Source organism: Sphingomonas sp. BL2 (assembly GCF_056680015.1).
Genome location: NZ_CM155261.1, coordinates 3631673 through 3654876, shown reverse-complemented (window position 1 = coordinate 3654876; position 23204 = coordinate 3631673). Strand labels below are relative to the sequence as shown.

The window sequence follows — 23204 nt, the reverse complement described above, 5'->3', positions numbered from 1 at the left end:
GAGGACACGGAACCGCTGTTACCCTTACCTCCCCTTCCGTCTGGCAAGTGCCAGCCACCTCCCCTTTGCGGGGGAGGATCGTTCGCCTTAGAAGTTGAAGCGGAGGCCTGCCGAGTAGCGTGCATACCCCGGTTGCGCGAACGTCACGAAATTGTCCGAGCGACGATGCCCGCGGCGGCCCTGGCCGGTGAGGTTGATCGCTTCGGCGAACACCGCGAGCCCCTTGGTCATCTGGACACTCGCGCTCGCATCGACCTGGCCATACGCCTCGACATAGGTCGGGTCGAACGCACCCCCGGCATAAAATTGCCCGCGCCAGTTATACGCGACGCGCGCCTGGATGCCGTTCTTGTCGTAATAGCCGACCGCGTTGGCGCTGTCGCTCAGCCCGGTCAGCGCGAACTGGCCGATGTTGGGATCGAGCGTGTTGTCGTATTTCGCGTCGCCGTTGACGATCGTGTAGTTCAGGATGACGCCGAAGCCGGTTTCCCACAGCCGGTGCTGGATCGCGAATTCCCAGCCGTTGATGTTCGCGGTCTGGTCGCTGTTGAACGGCTGGCTCAGCTGGAAGTTGAACAGATCGTCCTCGGGTAGGCCGAAGATGTTGCCGTTCAACAGGCCGGCATCGCTCGTCCCCGTAACCTGCGACGAGGCGGGGAAGTTGCGCAGGATGTAATCGCGCACGCGCAGATTGTCTGTCGTTCCCAGCGCCGCCACCGCTTGGCGATAGCGCGGGCCCGAGCCTGGGTTGCGGAGGTTGAACGCGGGCGTGTTGAGCTGAGTCGTGCCGATGAAGTTCTTCACGTCCTTGGTGAAGTATCCGACCGAGACATAGCTCTCAGGCCCGTAATACCATTCCGCCGACAGATCGATGTTCTTCGATTTGAAGGGGAGAAGGTTCGGGTTGCCCTGGCTGCCCGTGCCGCCGCCGATACGCGGGTTGGAATCGATGTTCAGGCCACCCTGCAGGCTGCCGTAGTCCGCGCGCGTGATGGTGTGGCTGTACGAGGCGCGCAGCTTGACGTTGCGCACCGGTTCGATGTCGAAATCGACCGCGGGGAGCCAGTTGTGATAGTTGCCCTTGAGCGAGGTGAACGAATTGGCGCCGTATGTGAGGGCGAATTCATTGGCGCCGGTCCAGCGCGTGCCGTTCGGAATCGGCACCAGTGCGGACGAGTTCACCTGCGTCTCGTCATAGCGGACTCCGCCGATGATGTGCGCCGGGCGACCGAACACGTCGAACTTGCCGTTGAACTGGATATACGGCGAGATCGTCTGCTCGCGAATCCGGCGATCGTTGGTGTAGTTGGCAAGGCAGGTGCCGGGCGCGGCGACGCCGGTCTGCGGCGCACTGCAGATGTTGTACTGCGCGCGCAGCAATTCGGCCATCTGCTCGAAATTGAAGGTGTAGATCGACTGCGGGATCGCCGGATTGCCGGACCCCGAGACGCCCTTGAACTTGTCGGGGATGCTGGTGAGGTTGAAGAAATCGTCGGGCACCGCGGCCGCACCGAACGAGGCGCCGCGCGGATCGATGCCGCCCCAGGTCTCGTTCTGAATGAAGCCGTAGGCCGAGCGGACCTTGTTGTCGACGTACGAGAAGCCCCAGTCGATGCTGTCGAGAAACTCGCCGTCGTGGTCGTAATGACCCTTCAGCTGGAGCTGGTTGATCTCGTCCTTGAAATACGCGTTGCGGAACGCGTTGCCGGTCGGCGTGATCAGCGCAGCGTTGAGCGGGTCGATCCCCGGATACATCTGGTACGAGATGATCGGCAGGTCGTTCTCGAAGTTCACAGTCTGCGACTGGACGCCAAAGATCGCGCCGCCAATCGACGTGCTGCTGCCGTAATCGTTGGTCGGCTTTGAGACCGCGGTCGAGTGATGCGCGTCGAGCGACATCGTGACGTTGCCCGGCGCTTCCCAGGTCAGGTTGCCGCCGATCGACTTGTTCTCGGATTTGTTTGCGGTAAGCGAGCTGCTGTACGACAGATCCTTGCCGGGCGCGAAATTCTCCGAATAGAAGACCGGCCCTGCTGCGGGGCCATTGGTCCAGGCGCTGCGCGTGTCGCCGAAGTTGAACCAGATCCCTACGCTGCTGTCGCGGACCTCGACCTTGTTGCTCGAATAGGTGAAGTCGAGCGTCGCGGTCAGCGTGTCGGTCGGCTTTGCCTGCAACACGAGCTGGCCGTTGATGCGCTCGCGATCGATGTCGATGACGTCGTAGGCGGCGCTCTGCGGGATCTCGTAAACGTCCGTCGGACCGGGGCGATTGGTGATGTTCGCGGCGCCGGGCGTGCCGGGCTGCGCCAGCGTGCCCCAGTTGTTCTCCGCACCGAGGAACCCATCGCGGAAGCCGACGCTCGCCGAGTTGTTGCTCGCCTTGCGACGCTGGTACGCGCCGCTGAACAGCACGCCGATGCGGTCGTCGGCGAACGTGGTGGACAGGATACCCGAGACTTCGGGCGTGATCTGGTCCTTGCCGTTGCGCGAGCTGTCGAGCACGCCCTTTGCGGCGATGCTGCCGCGCGTGCCCGGCTTGTCGAGCGGGCGCGGGGTGCGGATGTTGATGCTCGAACCGATGCCGCCCGACGGTATGGCGGCGCGACCGGTCTTGTAGACCTCGACCGCGGCCACGCCTTCGGAGGCGAGGTTGGCGAAGTCGAACGAGCGCGAGGCGGGCGCGCTGGCGCCGTCGCCGAGCGTCGAGGTCGGCATCTGGCGGCCGTTCAGCGTGACGAGGTTGTACTCGGGACCGAAGCCGCGGACGGTGACGGTCGAGCCTTCGCCGTTCGAGCGGTCGATCGACACGCCGGTGATGCGCTGGAGCGACTCCGCGAGGTTTGTGTCGGGGAACTTGCCGATGTCCTCGGACGAGATCGCGTCGACCACGCCCTGGCCGTTGCGCTTGATGTCGATCGCTTCACGCAACGATGCGCGGATGCCGGTCACGACGATATCGTCGGTGGTCGCGTTGGGGTCGGTCGGGGCGGCCTGTGGCGCGATGTCCGACGGCCCTGGATTGCCGACGGTTGCGGCCGCGTCCTGCGCCATGGCGATACCGGGCGTGCCGACCAGAGCCAACGCGGACGTGCCGATGATGAAACGCGAAAGCGAGCGAGCTGCGAAGCTACGCATGGTAATCCTCCCCTGTAGACGACGCTATGACCTGCGCCTTTTCCCGTGAACGTTCACTTTCCCGCTGCATGACATAGTGTCAAGCGCGGTAGCGCTACCGTTGTGAACGTTCTCAAAATATGCTGTTGATAGTGGCTCTGGCGCAACACGCCGCCGGACGACCGCCTTCGAGAGCGGTCGCCGCATCGGGAAAGGACGCAAGAATGTCGAACAGGTTTCGCGGGATGCTGCTGGGGGCGTCGCTGCTTGCACTCGCAGGGGCTGTCGATGCTCGGGATGCGGGCAAGCTCGGCACTACGATCGTCGCCAGTGCCGATGCGCGCGCGCGGGCCCTGGCTATCGTCGCGCGGATGACGCTCGACGAGAAGATCGCGCTGGCGCACGGGCTGTTCCCACCGATGGCCGCCGGCAAGACCGCCAGTGAACTGATCCCGTCGGCCGGGTATATCGACGGCATTCCGCGGCTTGGCATCCCGTTGGTGCGAGAGAGCGATGCGTCGCTCGGCGTCGCGAACCAGGTCGAACAACGCAAGGGCGACGTCGCTACCGCGCTACCGTCGAGCCTCGCGACCGCGGCGAGTTTCGACGTCGCGATCGCGCGTGCGGGCGGCACGATGATCGGCGCGGAGGCGCGCGCCAAGCGGTTCAATGTGCTGCTGGCGGGAGGCGTGAACCTGACGCGTGACCCGTGGAACGGGCGTAATTTCGAGTATCTGGGCGAGGACCCGTTGCTGGCGGGGGAGATGGCTGGCGCGCATATCGCCGGGGTGCAGTCGAACCACATCGTGTCGACCGTGAAGCATCTTGCGCTCAACGCGCAGGAGACCGGGCGGATGGTGGTCGACGCGCGGCTCGACGAGGCGAGCCTGCGGATGAGCGACCTGCTCGCCTTCCAGATCGCGATCGAAAAGGGGCTGCCGGGATCGGTGATGTGCGCCTATAACAGGATCAACGGCGACTGGGCGTGCGAGAACCGACACCTGATGACCGACGTGCTGAAGCGCGACTGGGGCTATCGCGGTTGGGTGATGAGCGATTGGGGCGCGGTGCATTCGACCGCCAAGGCGGCGAATGCGGGGCTCGACCAGCAATCGGGGCAGGAGCTCGACAAGGCGATGTATTTCGCTGCCCCGCTGAAGGCTGCGGTCCAGTCTGGCGCGGTGCCGGTCGCACGGCTCGACGACATGATCGCGCGCTATCTGACTGGGCTTATCGAGACCGGCGCGTACGACAATCCGGTCCCGGCTACCGCGCAGGTGCCGCCCTATGCCGCGCATGCCGAGGTCGCGCAGCGCGCTGCGGAGGCGGGCATCGTGCTGCTCAAGAATGACGGCGACCTGTTGCCGGTGGCGCGGACAGCCAGGCGCATCGTGGTGATCGGTGGGCGGGCAGATGTCGGCGTACTGTCGGGCGGCGGATCGAGCCAGGTCCGCTCGGTCGGTGGCGCACCGATCGAGATTCCGCTGACCTCGGGCGCGGCGATGTCGTTCGCGCGCTACACCTATCACGCGTCGTCGCCGCTGAAAGCGCTCCAGGCCGCGCTGCCGGGTGCAACCGTGACGTTCGTCGACGGAAAGGACGTCGGGGCAGCGGCTGCTGCGGCGCGAACGGCGGACATCGCGATCGTGTTCGCGACACAGTGGACGACCGAGGCGCAGGACGTACCGAATTTGTCGCTTCCCGATAACCAGGATGCGCTGATCGCCGCGGTCGTCAAGGCCCAGCCGAGAACGGTCGCGGTGCTCGAAACCGGCGGGCCCGTCCTGATGCCGTGGATCGGATCCGTCCCGGCGGTGCTCCAGGCCTGGTATCCGGGCCAGCGTGGCGGCGAGGCGATCTCCGACATCCTGACGGGCAAGGTCTCTCCGTCGGGCCGGCTGCCGATCACCTTCCCCGCCGCGGCATCGCAGGCGCCGCGCGTTGCACCGGTCGGGCTGGACCGGCTGACGTCGGTCGAGGCGCAGGCCGCGGCAAACCCCGCGAACGCATCGACCTTCCAGCTCGAGAGCTTTCCGGTCGATTATGTCGAAGGCGCGAACGTCGGCTATCGCTGGTACGAGAAGCAGGCGCAGCGTCCGCTCTTCGCGTTCGGGCACGGGCTGAGCTACACCAGTTTCGCCTATCGCAACCCGGTAGTGACGGGCGGGCGATCGCTGAACGTCACGTTCGAGGTCACCAACACCGGCAAGCGGGCAGGGGCGGACGTCCCGCAGATGTACGTCGCGCGCGACGGTTCGGCCACGCCGATGCGGCTCGCGGGCTTTGCGCGTGTGACGCTGAAGCCGGGGGAGACGCGGCGAGTCACGCTGACCGCCGAACCGCGCATTGTCGCCGATTACGACACGACGCTGCCCGGCTGGCGGATTGCGGGGGGTGCTTACCGGGTGGCGCTCGCGCATGATGCGCAGGACCGGGCGTTGGTTGTTACGACCACGCTCGATGCGGCGACGATGAAGCCGTAGTCTTTTCTCTGTCCGGGTCCGAAATCCTCCCCCGCCAGGGGGAGGTGGCTGGCGCTTGCCAGACGGAGGGGGCGGTACGCGATGAACTATCGTTCCGTGTCCTCGCCCTCCGTCACTTTCAGCGCCACCTCCCCCTGGCGGGGGGGATTGCAGAGACTGGCAACCGTCACCGTACGCTTGCCCTCGATACGCATGTTTCCTCGCGAAGGCGGGGATTTAGCCTGAGCTCCCGCCTTCGCGGACGAACAAGGAACGCGCTAAATTATCCTGACTCGGTAATTAGCGGGTATGAGCGCGGTTGCCTGTCCGGCTCGGACCGGCATAGGTGGACGAATGGCGCGTCTACCCGTTTCCCGTGACGTCTTGCCCACCCCCGTCCGCCGCTCCACCGGTTTCCTGCTCGTCTTCGCGCTCGCCTATGTCGGTGGGGTCGTCGGCTATCTCCCGCTGCTGACAATGTTGCTGCCGATCAAGGTCGACGCGGTCGTTACCGCGATCGGGGGTGCGGGGCGGCTCGACGTTCTTACCGTGATCGTCGTTACGGGGGCTCTGGCGGCGAGCGTGTCGAACATCGCGTTCGGGTGGCTGAGCGATCGATCGGTCGCGCGGGGCGGGGGGCGCCGGGGCTGGCTGGCTGGGGGCTTCGTGGCGACCGCGATCGCCTACGCCGCGATGGCTGTCGCGAGTACGCCGATCGCGCTGATCCTCGCGGTCGTCGCGTTCCAGGTGGCGGTCAACGCGGTGCTCGCGCCGCTGCTCGCGATCATGGCCGACGAAGTGCCGGATGCACAGAAAGGCTTGGCCGGCGGCCTGCTGGCGATGGCGAGTCCGGTGGCGTCTGCCTTGGCGGCGCTGCTGGTGGCGACCGCGTCGCTGAACGAGACGCTGCGGCTTGCGATCTTGCCGGTCGTGGTCGCCTGCTGCATCGTTCCGCTGTTGCTGACACCGGCGCAACCGATCGCGCGAATCGATCCGAGATCGCCGATCGAGGCGGTGCTGCGCCGGGATCTGGCGCTCGCGTGGAGCGCACGGCTGTTCGTGCAAGTCGCTGGCAGTGCGCTGTTCGTCTATCTCTTCTACTATCTCGAAAGCATCGCCCCGTCGGTGGCGCCGGGCAGTATCGCGGCGCGGATGGGGATGGTGATGATCGTCGGGTACACCGTGCCGCTGCCGATCGCGGTCCTGGTCGGACGGCTGGCTGATCGTTCCGGGCGGACCAAGCCGTTCCTGTTCGCCACCACCATCGTTGCTGCGTCCGGACTGTGTGGCATGGCCTTCGCCAATGACTTTACAAGCGGCGCGGTCGCATTCTGCGTCTATACCGCGGGGGCGTCGGTGTTCCTCGCGCTGCACGCGTCGTTCGCCATGCAGTTGCTGCCGAACCCACTGCACCGCGGACGTGACCTGGGACTGCTAAACCTGACCAACACGCTGCCGGGGCTGCTCGGGCCGACGCTGACCTGGGCGCTCGCGACGCCGACCGATTTCGATTCGGTGATGCTCGTGCTCGCGGCGCTGACGCTGTGCGGCGGCGGGATCATCCTCGCCGCGCGCGGCCGACACTAGCGGCGCCAGTAGCGGACGTAATCGACCGCCATGCGCTGCGGGAAGGCGGCGTCGTCGATTCCCTTCTGGCCACCCCAGTCGCCGCCGACCGCGAGGTTGAGGATCAGTTCGTACGGACGCGTGAACGGCCAAGCCGCCTTGCCGCCAGGCTGATTGTTGGCGACCCGCATGACCGCGCGGCCATCGACGCCGATGGTGATTGCATCCGCCCGCCAGTCGAGCTGATAGCGGTGATATGTGGTGCACGCCGTTGCGACCTGTGTCTGGGCGCCACGCTGCGTACCCTTGACGTGATTGAAGGCGGCGGTGTGCAGAGTCGCGTGGACGGTGCCGGCATCCCAGCCGACCATTTCCATTACGTCGATCTCGCCTTCGTCGGGCCATTTGCCGCCTGACGGCAGCAGCCAGATGGCCGGCCAGCTGCCGCGACCGCACGGCAGCTTCGCACGGACTTCGTAAAAACCGTAGCCGCGGGGCTCGCGAGAGACGAGCTTGGCGGAGGTGTACGCCTGGCCGCCCCAATCGGCGAACTTCGATCTGTCCAACGTCTCGCGCCGGGCCTCGATTACCAGCGCGCCGTCTTCGATGCGGGTGTTTTCGACGCGGTCCTTTGCGTAATATTGCCGTTCGTTATTATACCAGCCTTCGGTGTTGCGCGACACGTCGAAGCGCCATTTGGTTTTGTCGACCGCCTTGCCGTCGAACTCGTCGGCAAAGCTCGGTTTTCCCTTGGGCGCGACCATCGGCGCGCTGGCGCTGTAATTGGTCGCGCCCAGGGTAGCGGCTTGCGCGGCGAGTAGCAGCAGGATCATCGGATGGCCCTTTTCGTCATGGATAGCGTGTCAGCGTCTGGCGAACCGCGCCCGGTCGCGCGGCGGCGCCTGCATCGTTGACCAGATGCGCGATCGTACCCTGGCCGGTGCCGAGCGAGATGGTCGTTATGCTGGCAAAGCGAACGCCCGGTCGCCGCGGTGCCTCGATCGCGCTGTCCAGCACGATCGAGGGGTCGGCGGTAAAGTTGGCGTAGATGCCGAGGCCGGTCGCCTCGTGCGACGTGACTGTGTCCGCGACCTTGTACGCGGCCCAGCCTCGCGTCTTTCCCGCCTTATAAGCGGCCTGGTTCGGCGGGTCATAGGGCAGTTCGCACTGGTAGAAATTGGTCCGGCCGCGTTCGCCGTTCCACGTCACCTGGTATTTCTGGAAATGCTCGACAAAGAGGCCGTGAATGGTCACGTCGTCACCGTTGACGATGAGCCCCTGGTCGGCGGTGCTTTCGGTCCAGCCGACATGCACGCGTCCGCCATCGCGGTTGCCGTGGTCGGCGCGCCAGATCCAGAGATGATCACCGATCACGTGGTGGCTGTTGATCTCCAGGCAGGTCTGCGCCTTGCCCACAGTCGCGCCGCCGACCCGGAAGAAAAGGTCGGCGAGCAGGGTCGGGTTGCGGCTGTGGTCGTGCTTGGCACCGCGGGGACCGACCTGGATAAGTACCGGCGTTTCGACCGGCCCGGCGTCGATCAGCAGGCCGGCGATCGCGACACCCGGCACGTCCGCGACGACGATCGCCGCGGAACCCTGTTCGACGAGCAGGGTCGCCAGTCCCAGACCCAGCAGCACCGTTCCGGCATGTTCGATTCGCAACGGCTCGCGGATGCGGTAGATACCGGGGGTGAGCAGAAGATGCTTTCCCTTGGCCAATGCCGCGTTGATCGCCGACACGGGCGTATCGGGTTGGGCGATCAGGAACCGGGACAGCGGAATGGACGTGCCCGCGGGTGCGCCGCCGGCCCAGCTCGTCCCGCGCGTGTCGCGTCGCACGGCAGGGACGAAGACCGCCCATTCCCCTAAGCGCGTGATGTGCAGGAAAGGCTTCTCCCTTATCAAGGCCACCGTCTGCAGGCTGGTATAAGGCGGCTCGGGGAAACTCGTCGGCGGGGCGCCCTCGACGCCCGCGAACATCATGTTCCAGTTCGATCCCCGCCACCCGCCGATATGGCTGTTGCGGGTGAACCATTGCTGTTGCGTACCCGAGCGCACGGTTCCGTCGATTTGGCAGTCCGCCATGAACCCGCCGCTCGACCAGCCGCCATCGTCCAGCGCCAGGTCGCCGTTTAGATGCACGCGGCGATAAGGTGCGGCCTGCGACACCGCCCAGCGATCCGCGCCATCGGTGGGGCGCACCGAAAGGTTCTCTACGCCGCGCCAGAAATTGACGAGCGCCATGCCCTTTGCCCAGTCCGCTTCGGCATGGACGTGCCCGTCGATCGCGACGTCGCCGGGCAAAGGGCCAAGCCCTGCGACTTGCGTGAAGAACCCGACGTTCACGTCGATCGAATAGCGCCCCGGCTTGAAGAGAATCGCATGACGCGCGTCCGTGAAATGCGCGCGTTCCTGTTTGCGGAAGATGGCGTCTACGCGGGTCTGTACGACGTCTGCTGGCATGGCGGGGTCGACGATAAAAACGTTGGGGCCGAAATCCGGCGAGGCTGGGCTTGCGGATGCGGCAGCGGTTGGGAACGCAGCGACGAGACCCGTTCCGCCAAGTCCTTCGAGAAACGCCCGGCGCGTGTGGTTCAAGGCTGGCCTCCCCAGTATATGCTCCGGAACCGTCGCAGCGTGGTGCGGGCGCAGTCCGGTAGCGCGACCGGGTTAGGCCAAGTGAACCCGTGGCTCAACCGCCCTCATTCGATCGCGAGGAATGCGGTGATCGTCAGTCGCCCAACCGCTGGATCGGCGGATAGTGGCGCATCGCGTGCGATCGCGCCGCTGTGCAGGACGTAGCTTCGATACAGCAAAGCGCGATTATAGGCCGCATCGACCAGCGCCGTGCGTTCGAACAGCGCCGTATCGCTGGCGATATACCCGTCGGGCGGCGTCGCTGCGACTTCGTGGCCGAGGTGCTCGAAAAATGCGGGCGCGCGCGTCTCGTCGATCGTCTCGAACCCGGTCTTGCGATGTCGGAAAAACGCCGTACCTTCTCGGATCGTCGGCGAGAGGTAATGGATCAGCGCGATCCGGTCGCGCCCGTACGCGTCGACATGGGGCAGGCGTTGCCGAATATCGAGCGCTTCGGGCGTGGTCGTGACCATCGAGAATTGCGCATCGACGACGCGGATGCGGCGGCATGGTCCGAACTCCCGCCCCAGGGCGCGTGCGACCACGGGAAGTTGATCGCGCAGATACGTATCGGGAAGGGCCGCGCGGATGCCGGGATAGTGCTGCCCCGCGGGGACGAACGCGGCCTCAGCAGCCGCTAAGCGCAACCCATCGGGATCGCTGACAAAGCCATCGATGACGATGAGTGGTTCGGCTTCGCCACCGATATGCCGTCTGGTGATACTACGCATGGTCATGGCTCATCGTCCGTTATCGGTGTTTGACGCAGCACAACGCAAGGGCGTCGTTGATCCGTGGCCAACCTAAGACGGTCCCAAATCGGCATGTAGGATCGCTTCGTAGTTCGGCTCGAGCGGAGAGTTCGTCATATGCGTGCCATTACCGCAGCGCTCATCAGCGTGAAACCAACCGAAGATGACTTCCGAGAGGGCGATATACAACGCTTAGTTGCCCGTGGCGCGAGCATCGTTACGACCTAGCGTCGCAGATTCAACCGCTCGCGCGCCGGCTCGCGAAGGAACTTGCTTACTTCATTGATTAAAAAACAGCCGAACTTTATCGCATCTATGATTCACCACACCTGACGACTAAGATAATAATGTAGTACGGCGTCAATTTGCCGTACGGTACCGATTTTAATATTCATGCAATTCTTGTATATTTGCCGTCTGCCGGTCTCCCATTTCGGGAAGCTTGCTCCTTTTTGAGCGCACAAAAGCGCCGGGCGATATCAGCTATTTCGAACCGCCTATCGTAATTCATCGGTTCGTAAGCGGCGGCGAGGTAGGCTCGTGCAAGATCGAGCATCTGCCCGAGCGAAGCCCTCGCGCCAGGGTACGTTAGATAGGCTCGGGTTTCAGCCTCAGAGACCTCCGTTTAAGGGGGTGCCAAGCAACTCATTAATTGTGAGTTTCGGCACCCCCGGTCCGGGTCAGCGAGAAGCTGACGGCTCATTGAAGGCAAAATCAATGTGAATGGACGACCGGTTTCGGGAGGCGGCGGAAAGGGCGTGAATGTCCAAAAGTGGGTCTCTCGCGCCAGGATCTCGATCTATCAACTGCGTCAGTGGCGGTTGCAGCTCTTTTCGTAAGCGACCTTGCCGGCATGCCGGCGGATCGCAATCGCTGCGACTGCATTCTCCGAGGCGAGTTCATCGATATCGAGCGGGTCGAAGGGGGCGCCGTACCATTCGCGTAGCCGATGATGTTCCTCGTGAGCCACATTACTCATGGCCTTGAGGAAGCGTTCAAAGCCGGGAAGGCCGCCAATATCCTCGGGTGGGCACCGTCGCTCTCCGGTAAGAAAGCGTGGATATTTGATCCTATGCTCACCTAGTTCGACCGCCTCGACGACGACGGTGTGCCGCCAGTCATCGCCCATGTCATAGGTATAGGTGAACTGGCGGACGTCGCGATCGATGAGCGTACCAAGCTTGACGTTTCGGGCTGCGCCGAGGTTGCGGTCTGGCCACTTGGGGTTTGGTACGCCGTAGCGGCGTTCACCGACTTCAAAATGCCAAAGATGATAATCCTGCCACCCCATTGCGGCCTGGATCACGTCATGGAGCATCTTAAGGCTGCTCGTGACCGGCATCTCGACCATCCGCCAGATCTCGGGCCGGATGTCGTTGAGGCAGATGCGCACGCGCGCGATGGTCTCTTGCGTCATGCCACAGTTTTGGAGACTGGAGCGCTCGTTGCCAAGAGACCGTGTTGTTCCAGTCCACCCACTGAAGGGAAATCGCGTCGCGCAGTTAGCCTGAGCGACCGGCGGAAATTGGGGAGCGCCGAACGGCATACAAACGGCGGCTAATGGGTCCTACGGCAGTTCACGCCGATAGGGAGGCGAATGGCCGTACCCTTCTCGGTAAAACAGGACGGCCTTCGCCAGTAACGGCATCGACCGAGCGGCGGTCGATGCCATTTTCATCAAAAGCGTCGGCGGATCGTGCCGAACACCTGCCGCGGAGATCCTGCCTGCAGCGTGTTGTTGAGCGAGGCCGCGGTGTTGAAAAACTGGCCCGAGCCAAGCGCCGCGATGTATTTCTCGTCGGTCAGGTTCACCGCGTTGACCTGGATTTCGACGCCGGCCAGCGCGCTGCTCGCCGGGAAGCGATAGCCGATAGCGGCGTCGAACAGCGTGTAGCCCTTGACCGTCACGTCGCCGGTATACGTGACGTTACGCCGCGACGTGTAGGCGCCCGCGACATTGCCGAAAAACATGCCATCATCGTAATTGATCTCGCCTTTGGCGAGGTGCGCGGGGGTGTCGACGGTGCGGACGCCCCTAGTGGGCACGAATGCGGTCCCGTTGACGGTGTCGTCGTCATAGGTGCTGTCGTTGTACGAATACGAAGCAATAAGAGCGAGCGGGCGGGCGACCTGATAGGTCGCGCCGATCTCGACGCCGCGGCTGGTCACGCTACCGACGTTTTGCAGAATGCTCGGATTGCCGAGGATGTTCGCGCCGCTGAACGCCGCGAGCAGTCGGTTCTTGAACTTGACGTCATAGCCCGCAATCACGCCGCGCAATTTGCCCAGATCGAACCGCCAGCCTGCCTCGATCGTGCGGGAGGTTTCGGGCTTCAGCGTATCGCGGATTGCCTCGAAGCCAACCTGCGTAGTGCCAAAGGGTCCGCGGAACGAGCTGATATAGGCGCGCATGTTCTCGGCATAGTTGGCGAAGAACTCCTGCCGCCCGAGCTTGTAGGTCGCGCCGACCTGAGGCTGGAACCAGTCCTTTGCCGCGATCTTGCCGTTGATGAACGGCGTGCCGAACGTCGTTGTGATGCCGTTGGAAACACGCGTGCCCTTGAAACCGCCTGCGATCGTCAGCGCGTCGAGAATTTTCCAACTGTCGCTGACGAAATACTGGTTGGTAACGGTGGTGAGGTCGGTCAGGAAGTCGCTACGGAACGGATTGGCCAGGAAGTCGGTCACGTCGGGCCGGTTCGTCAGGCTGGCAGCATAGTAGTTGCGATCGGTGCTAGCGCGATTGTCCTCGTGCCAATAGCCGATCTGTAGCGTGTGATCGCCGAGCCGCGCAGTCGCGTTGGCGATGCCACCGTCGCGCTTGATCCCGTATTCGGTGGTGCGAACCGATAACGCGAAGCCATCTGGCGAAAACACGGCTGGAGTATAGATGCCGCCACTGCCCTTATCGTAATGGTGGTAGTAGGTTGCAGTCGTATCGAGCCAGTCCGCGATGGGCATGTCGAGCGTCATGGCGCCGAGCCAGTCGCGACGTACGCCGCCGCTGTCGTAATAGGTATCGTTGACGTTGGTATACGGCGTCGGGAACACAACGCCAGCGGTCGGGAAGGGCAGTGCCCGATTGGCGTTGCGCGCGGTCTGGTTCGCACTCACTTGGGACAGCTGAATGGCGGTCGCATAGTCCGGCCGCAGGAAGTCGAGGCCATAGCCGATCCGGCCGAGCGTCGCTGGCGACAGATCGGCATAGTTACGCTCCTTGTGGAGCGAGTAGTTGAGCCAGCCCGTCAGGGTCGCATCGCCAAGCTTCTGGACGATCTTGCCGTTCACCTTGGTATCCGACTGGTTGCCGTAGCCCTTCCACTTGCTGGCGTCGTGGACCACGCCCGAGACCGACAGCAGCGTGCCCGTCGATAATTCACCACTGTCGAGGCGACCATACAGATGAACGGTATCGTACATGCCGTAGGTCAGTGCGACCTCACCACCGGCTACCTGTGACGGCGCGCGCGAGACGAATTCCAGGTTGCCGCCAAGATTGCTGGTCGAGGCAATGCCTAGTGAGCCGGCGCCCTGCGACACATCAACGCGCGCTATATTCTCGGCGGCGATCGCACGACTGACGTGGAGGCCATTATGCCCATTGTAAAACATGTCGCCCAGGGGGACGCCGTCAAGGGTGTAGCCCATCTGGCTCTGGTTGAAGCCACGCACCGACAGACGTGTGCCAAGCTCGTAGCTGCCGAACGGATCGGAACTCTGAAGCGCGACGCCGGGCAGGCGGGCGACGGCCTTGAGCGGCGAACTGCCGGGCGGGAGGATTTCGATCGCCTTGCGTGAGACGGTCTGTTCCTGACGGACTTTTCCGGTGCCGTAGACGACGATCTCGCCGTTGGTGTCGGGCGCGTCCTGCGCGGGAGCTGCGTCGGGCGACGTTTGGGCAACGGCGGGGCTGGCGACGGCCAGCATGGCACTCACCGAGGCAAGCAAAAGCGTCTTCGAAATCACTGGAGTTCCCGCCTGATGAGACTGTGGAGCGTCACCGCTCGAGCGGTGATCGTTGCCGTTCGACTAGATCCGTTTCAGGACGCTTTCATTACGGTGACGCTACGGATTTGTGACGTACTGAGCGATTGTCACGATCCGGTCACGTGCCATGGATAGCGCTATCGTCATGGCTGGTCCGGATATCCTTTGGCATCGTCGAGCGCTGATCGGCGCGATGGCGTCGCTTGCAGTGCTGCCGGCGATTGCGGTCGATGCCGGCGCGCGGGCTTACGCCGATCCGTTCGCGCTCGGTGTCGCCAGCGGGGATCCCGGTGCCGATGGCTTCGTGCTGTGGACGCGGCTCGTGGGCGCGCAGTTGGAGCCGTTGCAGGCGGCGGCCGTCGTGATGTGGTACGAGATTGCAACGGATGCCGCGTTCCGCGGGATCGTGCGGACCGGGAGGGGGCTAGCGCACCCCGAGCGCGCGCATGCGGTGCATGTCGAGGTTACCGGGCTGCCCGCCGGACGCCCCTACTGGTACCGTTTTCATGCGCTTGGCGCGACGAGCCCGGTCGGTCGCGCGGTTACGGTGCCGCGGGTCGCAGACCGGTTGCGGCTCGCCGTGACGTCATGCCAACACTGGGAGCAGGCGCGGTTCGGTGTCTACCGCGATATCGTCGCTGCCGAGCCCGACCTGATCCTGCAACTCGGCGATTACATTTACGAACAAAGCTATCCCGACGTACCGCGCGTCCGCGATTTCGGCGCGCCCGAGCCGCGCGACCTTGAGGGCTATCGACGACGCCACGCGCTCTACAAGACAGATCCGGAGCTGCAGTTGGCCCATCGAGCCTGCCCGTGGGTGGTGACGTGGGACGATCACGAGGTGTTGAACGATTATGCCGGGCTCGCCAATCGCGAGGGCCTGCCGTCAGCGCTGTTCGCTGCCCGGCGTGCTGCGGCGTACCAGGCATATTTCGAACATATGCCGATCCGCCCGAGCCTGTGGCGCGGACGGCGTGAGGCCCACCTGTATCGCGCGGTCGACTGGGCGGACCTCGCGTCACTGTCGGTGCTGGATACGCGCCAATATCGTAGCTCGCCGCCCTGTGCTGCGCCCAACGTTGCGCGCAACGTACGGCTCAATGATTGTGCAGAAGCCGCAGCGCCGTCTCGCACGATCATGGGCGACGTGCAGGAACGCTGGCTATCCGACCGTCTGGCGGGCGAAATGCGTCCCTGGACGATTGTCGCGCAACAGGTGTTTTTCGCGCCGCTTTGGCTCGACGGCGCGCATCAATCGACGTTCAGCGATCAATGGGATGGCTATGCTGCCAACCGGCACCGGGTGCTGCTTGAAATGACGCGGCCAGCCGTGCGTAATCCGATTGTGCTGAGCGGCGACGTGCACTCTTTCTGGGTGAATGATCTCGATGGTCCGAGTGGTTCAGCAATCGGAAGCGAGATCGTCACCTCCGCCCTTGCGGCCGCGTCGCCGCCCGTCGGCCGGTTCGGCGACATCGATCGCAACAATCCGCATGTTCGTTTTCATGACGTCGAGCAGGCAGGCTGGGCGAAGCTAGATTTCGACCACGACAAGCTACGCGTCGATATGCGGATGATTGTCGACCGAGCGGACGCTAGCAGCGCAATACGATCATTGGGCACGTTCACGACGCAATCAGGCTCGCGAAGAATGGAAAGGGATTAGTTCGTACCGCGATGCGGTGGCAAGATGAACATGCGTCCGGTTTGGGGAAGCGGTAATGGCGGCGTGAATGTCGGGATATGGGGCCTGTCGCAACCTCAGCTGACCGCTTTCGCGATCGGCTGAGGATATGCCGTTAGGGTTTAGGAAATCGGAACCCCACCGGTCACGGCGACGACATTGCCGGACATGTAGCTCCCCTCCGCCGATGCGAGCATCACATAGGCGGGAGCGAGCTCGCCCGGCTGACCAGCGCGGCCGATCGGAGTGTCCTGGCCGAGCGTTTCCAGTTCTTTCGGTGACTTGGCGATCGGCTGGATAGGCGTCCAGATTGGACCGGGCGCCACCGCGTTAACGCGAATGCCGTCGCTGGATAAAAGGTTGGACAGGCCCACCGTCAGGCTCGAGATAGCGCCCTTGGTCGCCGCGTAGACGATCATGTTCTTGCCAGCGACCTTTGCCTGCTCGCTAGTCGTGTTGATGATCGCCGAACCGGGCTTCATATGCGGCGCAGCCGCCTTGGCCAAACGGATCATGGCAAAGACGTTAGCAGCGAAGGCACCCTGCATCTCGTCATCATCGATGCTATCCAGGTCGTCGTTCATTGTCTGAGCGGCGGCATTGTTTACGAGCACATCAATACCGCCGAGTTCCGCGATCGTACGCTCTACGATGCTTACGCAATGATCCCGGCCGCGGAGATCGCCTGGTAGCAAAACGCAACGCTGCCCTGCCTGCTCAACCCAGGTCTGGGTCTCCTCAGCGTCGGTCTGCTCATCCGCAAGGTATGAGATCGCCACGCTTGCACCTTCACGGGCATAAGCAATCGCTACTGCCCGGCCGATACCGGAATCTCCTCCTGTTATGAGCGCTACCTTGCCTTTGAGCAGGCCCTTGCCGACGTAACTTTCCTCGCCATGATCAGGCTTAGTTCGCATGTTCGTCGTCAAGCCCGGCCGCGGCTGTTGCGGCTCATCCGGAAAACTTGTCGGATGGATGGTGCGTGGATCGTCGGTCATATCAGTTCCTGCTGGTGGCATCAGCAGCAAACGGCTCAACGGAGATAACGTGCCGGGTAGCGGGGTTGTAAGGCAAATTTGACGGGCGACATGTTGCCGATGCGGCTCATCCTTCCCTTGCTTATCCTCCTCACCGCCTGCGACGGATCAGCGTCGTCCGCCGGTGCGGCCAATTCGAGCGCGGTCGCCGGATCGGACACGAAAGGGATGAACGCCGCAGCGATGCGCGACGTGCAGGCTCGGGCCGCCGTACTCCCGCGGCTCCGTTCGCTCCTCATTCTTCGCGACGGACAGACGCTGACAGCGCAGGTGTTTAACGGCGGTCCCCCGCTAGATCAGCCGGTCAACATCAAGTCGGCGTCGAAGTCGGTAATGTCGGCATTGATCGGCATCGCTATTCAACGCGGTGTCTTTGACAGCGTCGACCAGCCGGTGCTGCCGCTGCTCAGACGAGACGCGCCCGCCGATCCTGACCCACGTCTCGCGGGGGTGACCATCGGCAACCTCCTATCGATGCAAGCTGGGCTCGAGCGCACTTCCGGCGAGAACTACGGCCGCTGGGTATCTAGCCCCAATTGGGTACGTTTCGCGCTGGCCCGGCCGTTCGTCGCCGATCCCGGAACGGCGATGCTCTACTCCACCGGATCTACCCACCTGCTCTCGGCGATGCTGACGCGCGCGACAAGAAAGAGCACGCTTGCCAACGCGCGGGCGTGGCTCGGTGAGCCGCTCGAGATCGCGATCCCGTCCTGGCCGGCTGACCCGCAAGGCATCTACTTTGGTGGCAACGAGATGAAACTCTCGCCCCGAGCACTTGCCCGTTTTGGCGAGCTTTATCGATTAGGTGGTATGATTGAAGGCCGGCGCATCGTCCCGGCTAAATGGATCGCGCAAAGCTGGACGCCGCGCGCGATCTCACCGTGGAGCGGGAAGGAGTACGGCTATGGCTGGTTCCTTACCGAGATGAGAGGTCATCCAGTGCGCTTTGCCTGAGGCTATGGCGGCCAGATGATCTACGTCATCCCCGATCTGCGAATAACGGTGGTCATGACGTCGGACCCAAATGGCGCCAGAGACGCGGGGCACATTGATGCGCTGCATGGCATCGTCGAGAGCGCAATCGTGCCCGCTGCTGAACGAGGTGCCTAGCGAGACAACCGCTAGATGGATTACAGTAGGTCTCTGTGGCCAATGTCGGCAGGACTAGATCGTGAGACGCCTCCCCGACGCGGAACACCGGGGGGGTGTCGGAACGTTAAGGGTCCATGGTTGATCACAGGACAGTTCCTTTGACGCGACAGCGCCGCCTCCCCATCGGTCCGGTGGCTAACGCCTCGGGCAGCTTCCGATGAGTGCCGGTCATACTCTCGCCGGGAAGCGGGTGGTTATCACCGGTGCGTCAAGTGGCATTGGCGCCGCGACTGCCGTGGCGTTCGCTGAGGCGGGCGCAAACCTCGTCATAGGTGCCCGCGGTAAAGAAGGGCTCGATGACGTTGCGCGGTGCTGCGTCGCGGCGGGCGGCCACGCGACTGTCCGTCCGGTCGACTGCACCGACGCGAGCACTGTGGCAACGTTCGCAGCCGAGGCGCGCGATCTGCTCGGTGGAATTGACCTGTGGTTCAGCTGCGAAGGTGTCGGTGTGCTTGGCCGGTATGAAGACGTCCCGATCGCGGATCACGCCCGTGTCGTCGATGTGAACCTTGTCGCCCACATGAACGACGTCCATGCAGTACTGCCGATCTTCCTAGCGCAGGATCACGGCACTTGGGTAAACATGATTTCGGCGGGCGGTTTTGTCGCCACGCCGTACGCTGCGGCCTACTCGGCGAGTAAGTTCGGGTTACGCGGGTTCAGCTCGGCGTTGCGCGGTGAGGTATCGAAGCGCCCGCACATTCACATATGCGACGTCTGCCCGACCTTCGTCGATACGCCCGGCGTTGACCACGCCGGTAACTATACTGGCGTACGGCTTTCGTTACCCCCGGGTTCGCTCGCACCAGAGACGGTTGCTAAGGCTGTCGTGCGGCTAGCCACGCACCCCCGTAACCTCACTGCGGTCGGCGCGCCGGCAATCGCCTTCAAACTCGGCGAGTTCGCGGCGCCGAACCTGCTGGCGGCAATCATGAGTGGCTTCCTCGACACCTGGTCGGCCCGTGCGCCCAACGGCGACGACAGCGATGGGGTGTTGTTCGAACCTGGCGTCCCCGCCGGTCCGGATGGTGGCCGACGCGATCCACAGCGGGGGCGCAAGGTGGCAGTCGCGGCTGGCGGCATGGCGGTTCTGGGCCTTGCGGGGGTCGGTGTCTGGCTCGGCCGCCGCCGGTGATTGAGGACAACCGCTATCTCGCGGTGCGCCCCTGGATACGGTTCCCAACGGACGCCGTGGTCGCGGATACTGGCGGCTTGGCATTGCAGGGGCTTATCGCATGACCGAAGCGATCGAATTGGGACTGCTGGTGCAGGCCTTCGACCGACAGGATGATGGCGACGATCTTGGCTTCTACGCGCCCCCGCGTTTGGTCACGCACATCGACGAGGCAGCAGTAGATGCACTGACCAGCCTGTACCGCGATGCGATCCCCGCTGGCGGGCGGGTGCTCGACCTCATGTCGAGCTGGGTCAGCCACCTGCCGGACGAGGTCGTCTATGCCGAGGTCGTCGGCCACGGCATGAACGCGGAGGAACTCGCGGCCAACCCGCGCCTCGATCGCTGGTTCGTCCAGAACCTGAACGATGTGCCTGACTTGTCCGAAGAGGACGCGCGCTACGATGCCGTACTGATCTGTGTCGGCGTTCAATATCTGCAACACCCCCTGGCGGTACTGCGCGAGGTTCGTCGTGTGCTAAAGCCGGAAGGCCGCGTCATCATAAGCTTCTCGAACCGCTGCTTCCCGACCAAGGCCGTGGCGGTCTGGCGTGCTCTCGATACGCAGGGGCACGCCTCGCTTGTCCGCCTCTATCTGGAAACAGCAGGGTTCCGCGATGCCGCGGCTTCCCTACTCGCCGACGGTCGCCTGGGCGATCCATTGGTCGCGATAACCGGTCGCAGTTGAGGCTGTCGGGATCACGCGAGCAATGAGGGCGCTGACTCCTGGTTCAGTACCGTTGCGCCTGTTACAGGTATGTATCAGGCGCAACGGCAACCCAACGGTCAGGCTTCGAGGCTGGCGGTCAAGGGTGGTGTCTGCTGATGTTGGACGACCAGCCAATCGTCGTGTCCCCGCATCCGCAAAGTAGAGGTGCAGTGTGCCTCGTACTTCTCGTCGCCGCTCGCGCAGCGCGCGATGTAGGCAAGGACGATCAGCCCTTCCTGAGGACGTGACACTCGTCGATCCGATAACTCGATCGAATCCCAATCGGGCGTAGCCTTGACCGCATCCTTCGCTTCCTGCCCCTGGAAGACATAAGGCGGCCGGGGCAAGACCATGACGATCTTCTCGTCGATCCGGTCCTGGTAATGCTCGTCGCTGGCATCCCATAGGCTACCTTCGAATTCCCACACGCGCTGGTCGTCCATGACGTCTCTCCTTCATGGCTCAAGCGCGGAAGGAGGGGGGAGGGTTCCGAAGACTTGAAGCTGCTACGGCAATATCGCTCAGCGATCTGGCTTCCGAAGTTTCGGATCTGGGTCGAGTATGATCGAGCAGCACCCTACTCAGGAAGCGGTTTGTTCTGGTTTTCTGATCGCGCGATGCGCGCGCCAGTTAGCGCCCGTAATGCTATTACCGTTTACCACTCCCTCGTAGTTACGGCCTAGTGCCGTAAAGCGAATGAGGCTGCCACGCAGTCCGGTGCGAGTTAGCGTCTCCGTCGACCCTGCGCGACGTAGCGCACCACCAATATCCTGGAAGTGTTGGTGTAGGGTTACCCGGGCGCCATCATCGAGCACCCACTCGCCAGCCACCGCCGCGGGCACTCGCCAAAGGTAGAGATGCGACCCACCAACCCGACCGGTGCTGTCCGGCGCCCAATCCGCCATATCGAAAGCATGACTGACGATACGCGAGCCAGGCGCAAGATCACGCAGCAAGCGAGAGCGCAAACGTAAGTTGACCTGGGGTAATAGGAACATGGTCACGACCGAGTGGCCGCGCACCGGAGTTACGAACAGGTCTTGCGCCATAAAGCGCGTACGGTCAGCGAGTCCGGCCCTGATTGCGGCAGCTTTTGCCTCGCCGATCAACACCGGGTCGATGTCGATCCCGGTTCCTGAAGCACCACGCCTGGCAGCAGCAATCAGAATGCGACCGTCACCTGTCCCGAGGTCGAGCACGCGGTCGCCCGGACCAACGGCCGCCATGTCTAGCATCTTGTCGATCACCTCCGGTCGGGTGCCGAGATAGGGTACGTCAAGCGTCGGTCCATGACCGGTCAACGTTTCCCAGGAACACCGGGCAACGCCCGGCGAAAGGCACCGAGCACCGAGTGCGACGCTCCCGCTGACGAGCACCGTGAGAGCTAGCGCGGGTAGATTGAAACGACGAGCCATCGATCTGAATCGTACCGTCAAGTATTCCTTGAGGCCAGTATTCCACAGAATTAATATGCCGTATTTGCACGACTTGTCGCACGAATGACGGTGGCGTTAGTCCTGCCCTACTGGGGGTCGCGATGGATCTCGCACCAGAAACAGAAGGAGCACGCCGACCGCGAGGACAGCGACACCGACCAGCGCGCTCACTCCGGTATAGGCAATGCTCGAATAAAGAAGGTAGGCGCTCGTCGCGCAGAATAGTGCCGGTAGAATTGGATAGAGGGGGACGCGAAAACTACCCGGTGGGGGCGGACCGCGACGTCTGAGCACGAACACCGCTCCACCCACCATTAACAGAAAAAACCAGAAGACCGGCGCGGTGTACTCGACCACCGCGCCAAAAGCGTTGCGGTTAAACGTTGCGCCTAGGACGAGGAGGAGGGCGATGCCACCTTGGAGAAGCATGGCGTTGCCCGGCGTGCCGCGGGTGGCGTTCCAAGCTCCGAGCCAGCCAAGACGAGGGAATGTGCGGCCCAATGCATAGCTCGTGCGCGCACCGGTGATGACGGTGGCATTGGCCGAACTGAGCGCCGCAACCGCGATCGCTAAGCTTATCGAAGTAGCGCCGGCGGGGCCAAAAGCGCGTGCCATCACGTCGGCTGCCACGGTTTGACTATCAGCCACGCCTTCCAGCCCCAGCGCCCTCAGGTAGGCACAGTTCACGAGCAGGTAGAGCAGCGTGACTAGTCCCAGTCCGGTGACGATCACCGGTGCGATACGTCGACGTGAATTCTTCAACTCGGCGGAGATGTAGACTACTTCGCTCCACCCACCATAGGTCAGCAACACGAAGACAAGCACCAGCCCGAAGGCACCTTCCCGTTCGGTAGGAGGAGCAGGTGCGGCTTCTGGCGCAACGAGCAACCCGGCGACGATGACGGCGAGAAGACCTGCGACTTCTGCACAGGTCATCCAGAACTGCGCCTCGGCACCCTGTCGGATGCCGAGCCAATTGAGAAACGTGAGCCCGATGACGAGGAGCGTGGCATAGATGCTGCTGGTATTAGCTCCGAACGACCAGACGGCCGCGACATAGTCCCCGAAGACGTAGGCCAGCAGCGCCAGCGAGCCGGTCTGTATCACGGCGAGACGCGCCCAGCCGTAGAGGAAGGCCACGCTGCGGCCGAATGCCAGTTCGAGAAAGTGGAAGTCACCCCCGGCACTTGGGTGGGAAGAGGCGAGCTCGGCATAGCAGAGCGCGCCGATGATGGAGAGCAGGCCACCCAAAGCCCAGGTTCCGAGAAACATTGCTTCGCTAGAAGATGCCCCTGCAACCATTGCGGGAGCGCGAAAGATGCCCGCTCCAACCACGATGCCGACGCACAACGCCATACCATGCCGAATACCAAGCGTTGGCTTGGGCTTCGCAAGGGCGTCTTCTGCTGGCAAGGTAGTGTCGTTCATTGCCGCCTTCTGCAACGCTCGGCGACGTTGGGAAACCGTTTGATTGGGCGCTCGCTGCGATCT

The 23204-nt window shown here is 63.3% G+C and carries 17 protein-coding genes; 7 read left to right on the top strand and 10 right to left on the bottom strand.

Going from position 1 to position 23204, the window contains the following annotated elements; translation table 11 throughout:
* Positions 1-87 precede the first annotated feature (87 nt).
* Entirely contained in the window at positions 88-3135 is a 3048-nt protein-coding gene (locus AC1ME3_RS16775; protein WP_133021370.1) for a TonB-dependent receptor, read from the bottom strand.
* A 203-nt stretch (positions 3136-3338) separates the two neighbouring features.
* Between AC1ME3_RS16775 and AC1ME3_RS16770 the strand changes: the two genes are divergently transcribed.
* Positions 3339-5597 carry a beta-glucosidase gene (locus tag AC1ME3_RS16770; protein ID WP_480954090.1) on the top strand — a complete coding sequence of 753 codons (2259 nt, stop codon included), beginning with the start codon at positions 3339-3341 and terminating at the stop codon, positions 5595-5597.
* A 333-nt stretch (positions 5598-5930) separates the two neighbouring features.
* Positions 5931-7163: an MFS transporter gene (locus AC1ME3_RS16765; protein ID WP_480954089.1), complete on the top strand. Its 1233-nt coding sequence runs from the start codon at positions 5931-5933 to the stop codon at positions 7161-7163.
* On the opposite strand, the gene AC1ME3_RS16760 is transcribed toward AC1ME3_RS16765, so the two are convergent.
* The 5 genes from AC1ME3_RS16760 to AC1ME3_RS16740 form a co-directional block, all read right to left on the bottom strand.
* The gene (locus AC1ME3_RS16760; protein ID WP_253070125.1) at positions 7160-7975 is read right to left on the bottom strand and encodes a glycoside hydrolase family 16 protein; all 816 of its coding nucleotides are present in this window, start codon (positions 7973-7975) and stop codon (positions 7160-7162) included. The genes AC1ME3_RS16765 and AC1ME3_RS16760 overlap by 4 nt on opposite strands.
* 16 nt (positions 7976-7991) lie before the next feature.
* A complete protein-coding gene (locus AC1ME3_RS16755) occupies positions 7992-9605 on the bottom strand; it encodes an adenylyl cyclase (protein ID WP_480954088.1) in 1614 nt (537 codons plus the stop codon).
* A gap of 239 nt (positions 9606-9844) precedes the next feature.
* The gene (locus tag AC1ME3_RS16750) at positions 9845-10516 is read right to left on the bottom strand and encodes a DUF6445 family protein (RefSeq protein WP_056059950.1); all 672 of its coding nucleotides are present in this window, start codon (positions 10514-10516) and stop codon (positions 9845-9847) included.
* Between the two features lie 826 nt (positions 10517-11342).
* Positions 11343-11948, bottom strand: coding sequence for a plasmid pRiA4b ORF-3 family protein (locus AC1ME3_RS16745; RefSeq protein ID WP_480954087.1), 606 nt, complete (start codon positions 11946-11948; stop codon positions 11343-11345).
* Between the two features lie 260 nt (positions 11949-12208).
* The gene (locus AC1ME3_RS16740) at positions 12209-14458 is read right to left on the bottom strand and encodes a TonB-dependent receptor (RefSeq protein WP_480954086.1); all 2250 of its coding nucleotides are present in this window, start codon (positions 14456-14458) and stop codon (positions 12209-12211) included.
* Positions 14459-14645: 187 nt separating this feature from the next.
* Between AC1ME3_RS16740 and AC1ME3_RS16735 the strand changes: the two genes are divergently transcribed.
* The gene (locus tag AC1ME3_RS16735; protein ID WP_480954085.1) at positions 14646-16187 is read left to right on the top strand and encodes an alkaline phosphatase D family protein; all 1542 of its coding nucleotides are present in this window, start codon (positions 14646-14648) and stop codon (positions 16185-16187) included.
* Positions 16188-16327: 140 nt separating this feature from the next.
* Here the strand turns inward: AC1ME3_RS16735 and AC1ME3_RS16730 are convergent, their stop codons facing one another.
* Positions 16328-17203, bottom strand: a complete 876-nt coding sequence (locus tag AC1ME3_RS16730; protein ID WP_480954084.1) for an SDR family oxidoreductase — start codon at positions 17201-17203, stop codon at positions 16328-16330.
* A 78-nt stretch (positions 17204-17281) separates the two neighbouring features.
* Between AC1ME3_RS16730 and AC1ME3_RS16725 the strand changes: the two genes are divergently transcribed.
* From AC1ME3_RS16725 to AC1ME3_RS16710, 4 genes are all read left to right on the top strand, one after another.
* Positions 17282-18196: a serine hydrolase domain-containing protein gene (locus AC1ME3_RS16725; protein ID WP_480954083.1), complete on the top strand. Its 915-nt coding sequence runs from the start codon at positions 17282-17284 to the stop codon at positions 18194-18196.
* Between the two features lie 15 nt (positions 18197-18211).
* Entirely contained in the window at positions 18212-18352 is a 141-nt protein-coding gene (locus tag AC1ME3_RS16720) for a hypothetical protein (RefSeq protein WP_480954082.1), read from the top strand.
* Positions 18353-18551: 199 nt separating this feature from the next.
* Positions 18552-19529, top strand: coding sequence for an SDR family oxidoreductase (locus tag AC1ME3_RS16715; RefSeq protein WP_480954081.1), 978 nt, complete (start codon positions 18552-18554; stop codon positions 19527-19529).
* A 100-nt stretch (positions 19530-19629) separates the two neighbouring features.
* Positions 19630-20256: a class I SAM-dependent methyltransferase gene (locus AC1ME3_RS16710; RefSeq protein WP_480954080.1), complete on the top strand. Its 627-nt coding sequence runs from the start codon at positions 19630-19632 to the stop codon at positions 20254-20256.
* A gap of 98 nt (positions 20257-20354) precedes the next feature.
* Here AC1ME3_RS16710 and AC1ME3_RS16705 read toward each other — a convergent pair whose 3' ends face one another.
* The 3 genes from AC1ME3_RS16705 to AC1ME3_RS16695 form a co-directional block, all read right to left on the bottom strand.
* A complete protein-coding gene (locus AC1ME3_RS16705; RefSeq protein WP_480954079.1) occupies positions 20355-20720 on the bottom strand; it encodes a DUF4440 domain-containing protein in 366 nt (121 codons plus the stop codon).
* 138 nt (positions 20721-20858) lie between these two features.
* Complete coding sequence (locus AC1ME3_RS16700) at positions 20859-21524, bottom strand: SAM-dependent methyltransferase (protein WP_480954078.1); 666 nt, start codon at positions 21522-21524, stop codon at positions 20859-20861.
* Between the two features lie 264 nt (positions 21525-21788).
* Complete coding sequence (locus AC1ME3_RS16695; RefSeq protein WP_480954077.1) at positions 21789-23141, bottom strand: APC family permease; 1353 nt, start codon at positions 23139-23141, stop codon at positions 21789-21791.
* Between the last annotated feature and the right edge of the window lie 63 nt (positions 23142-23204).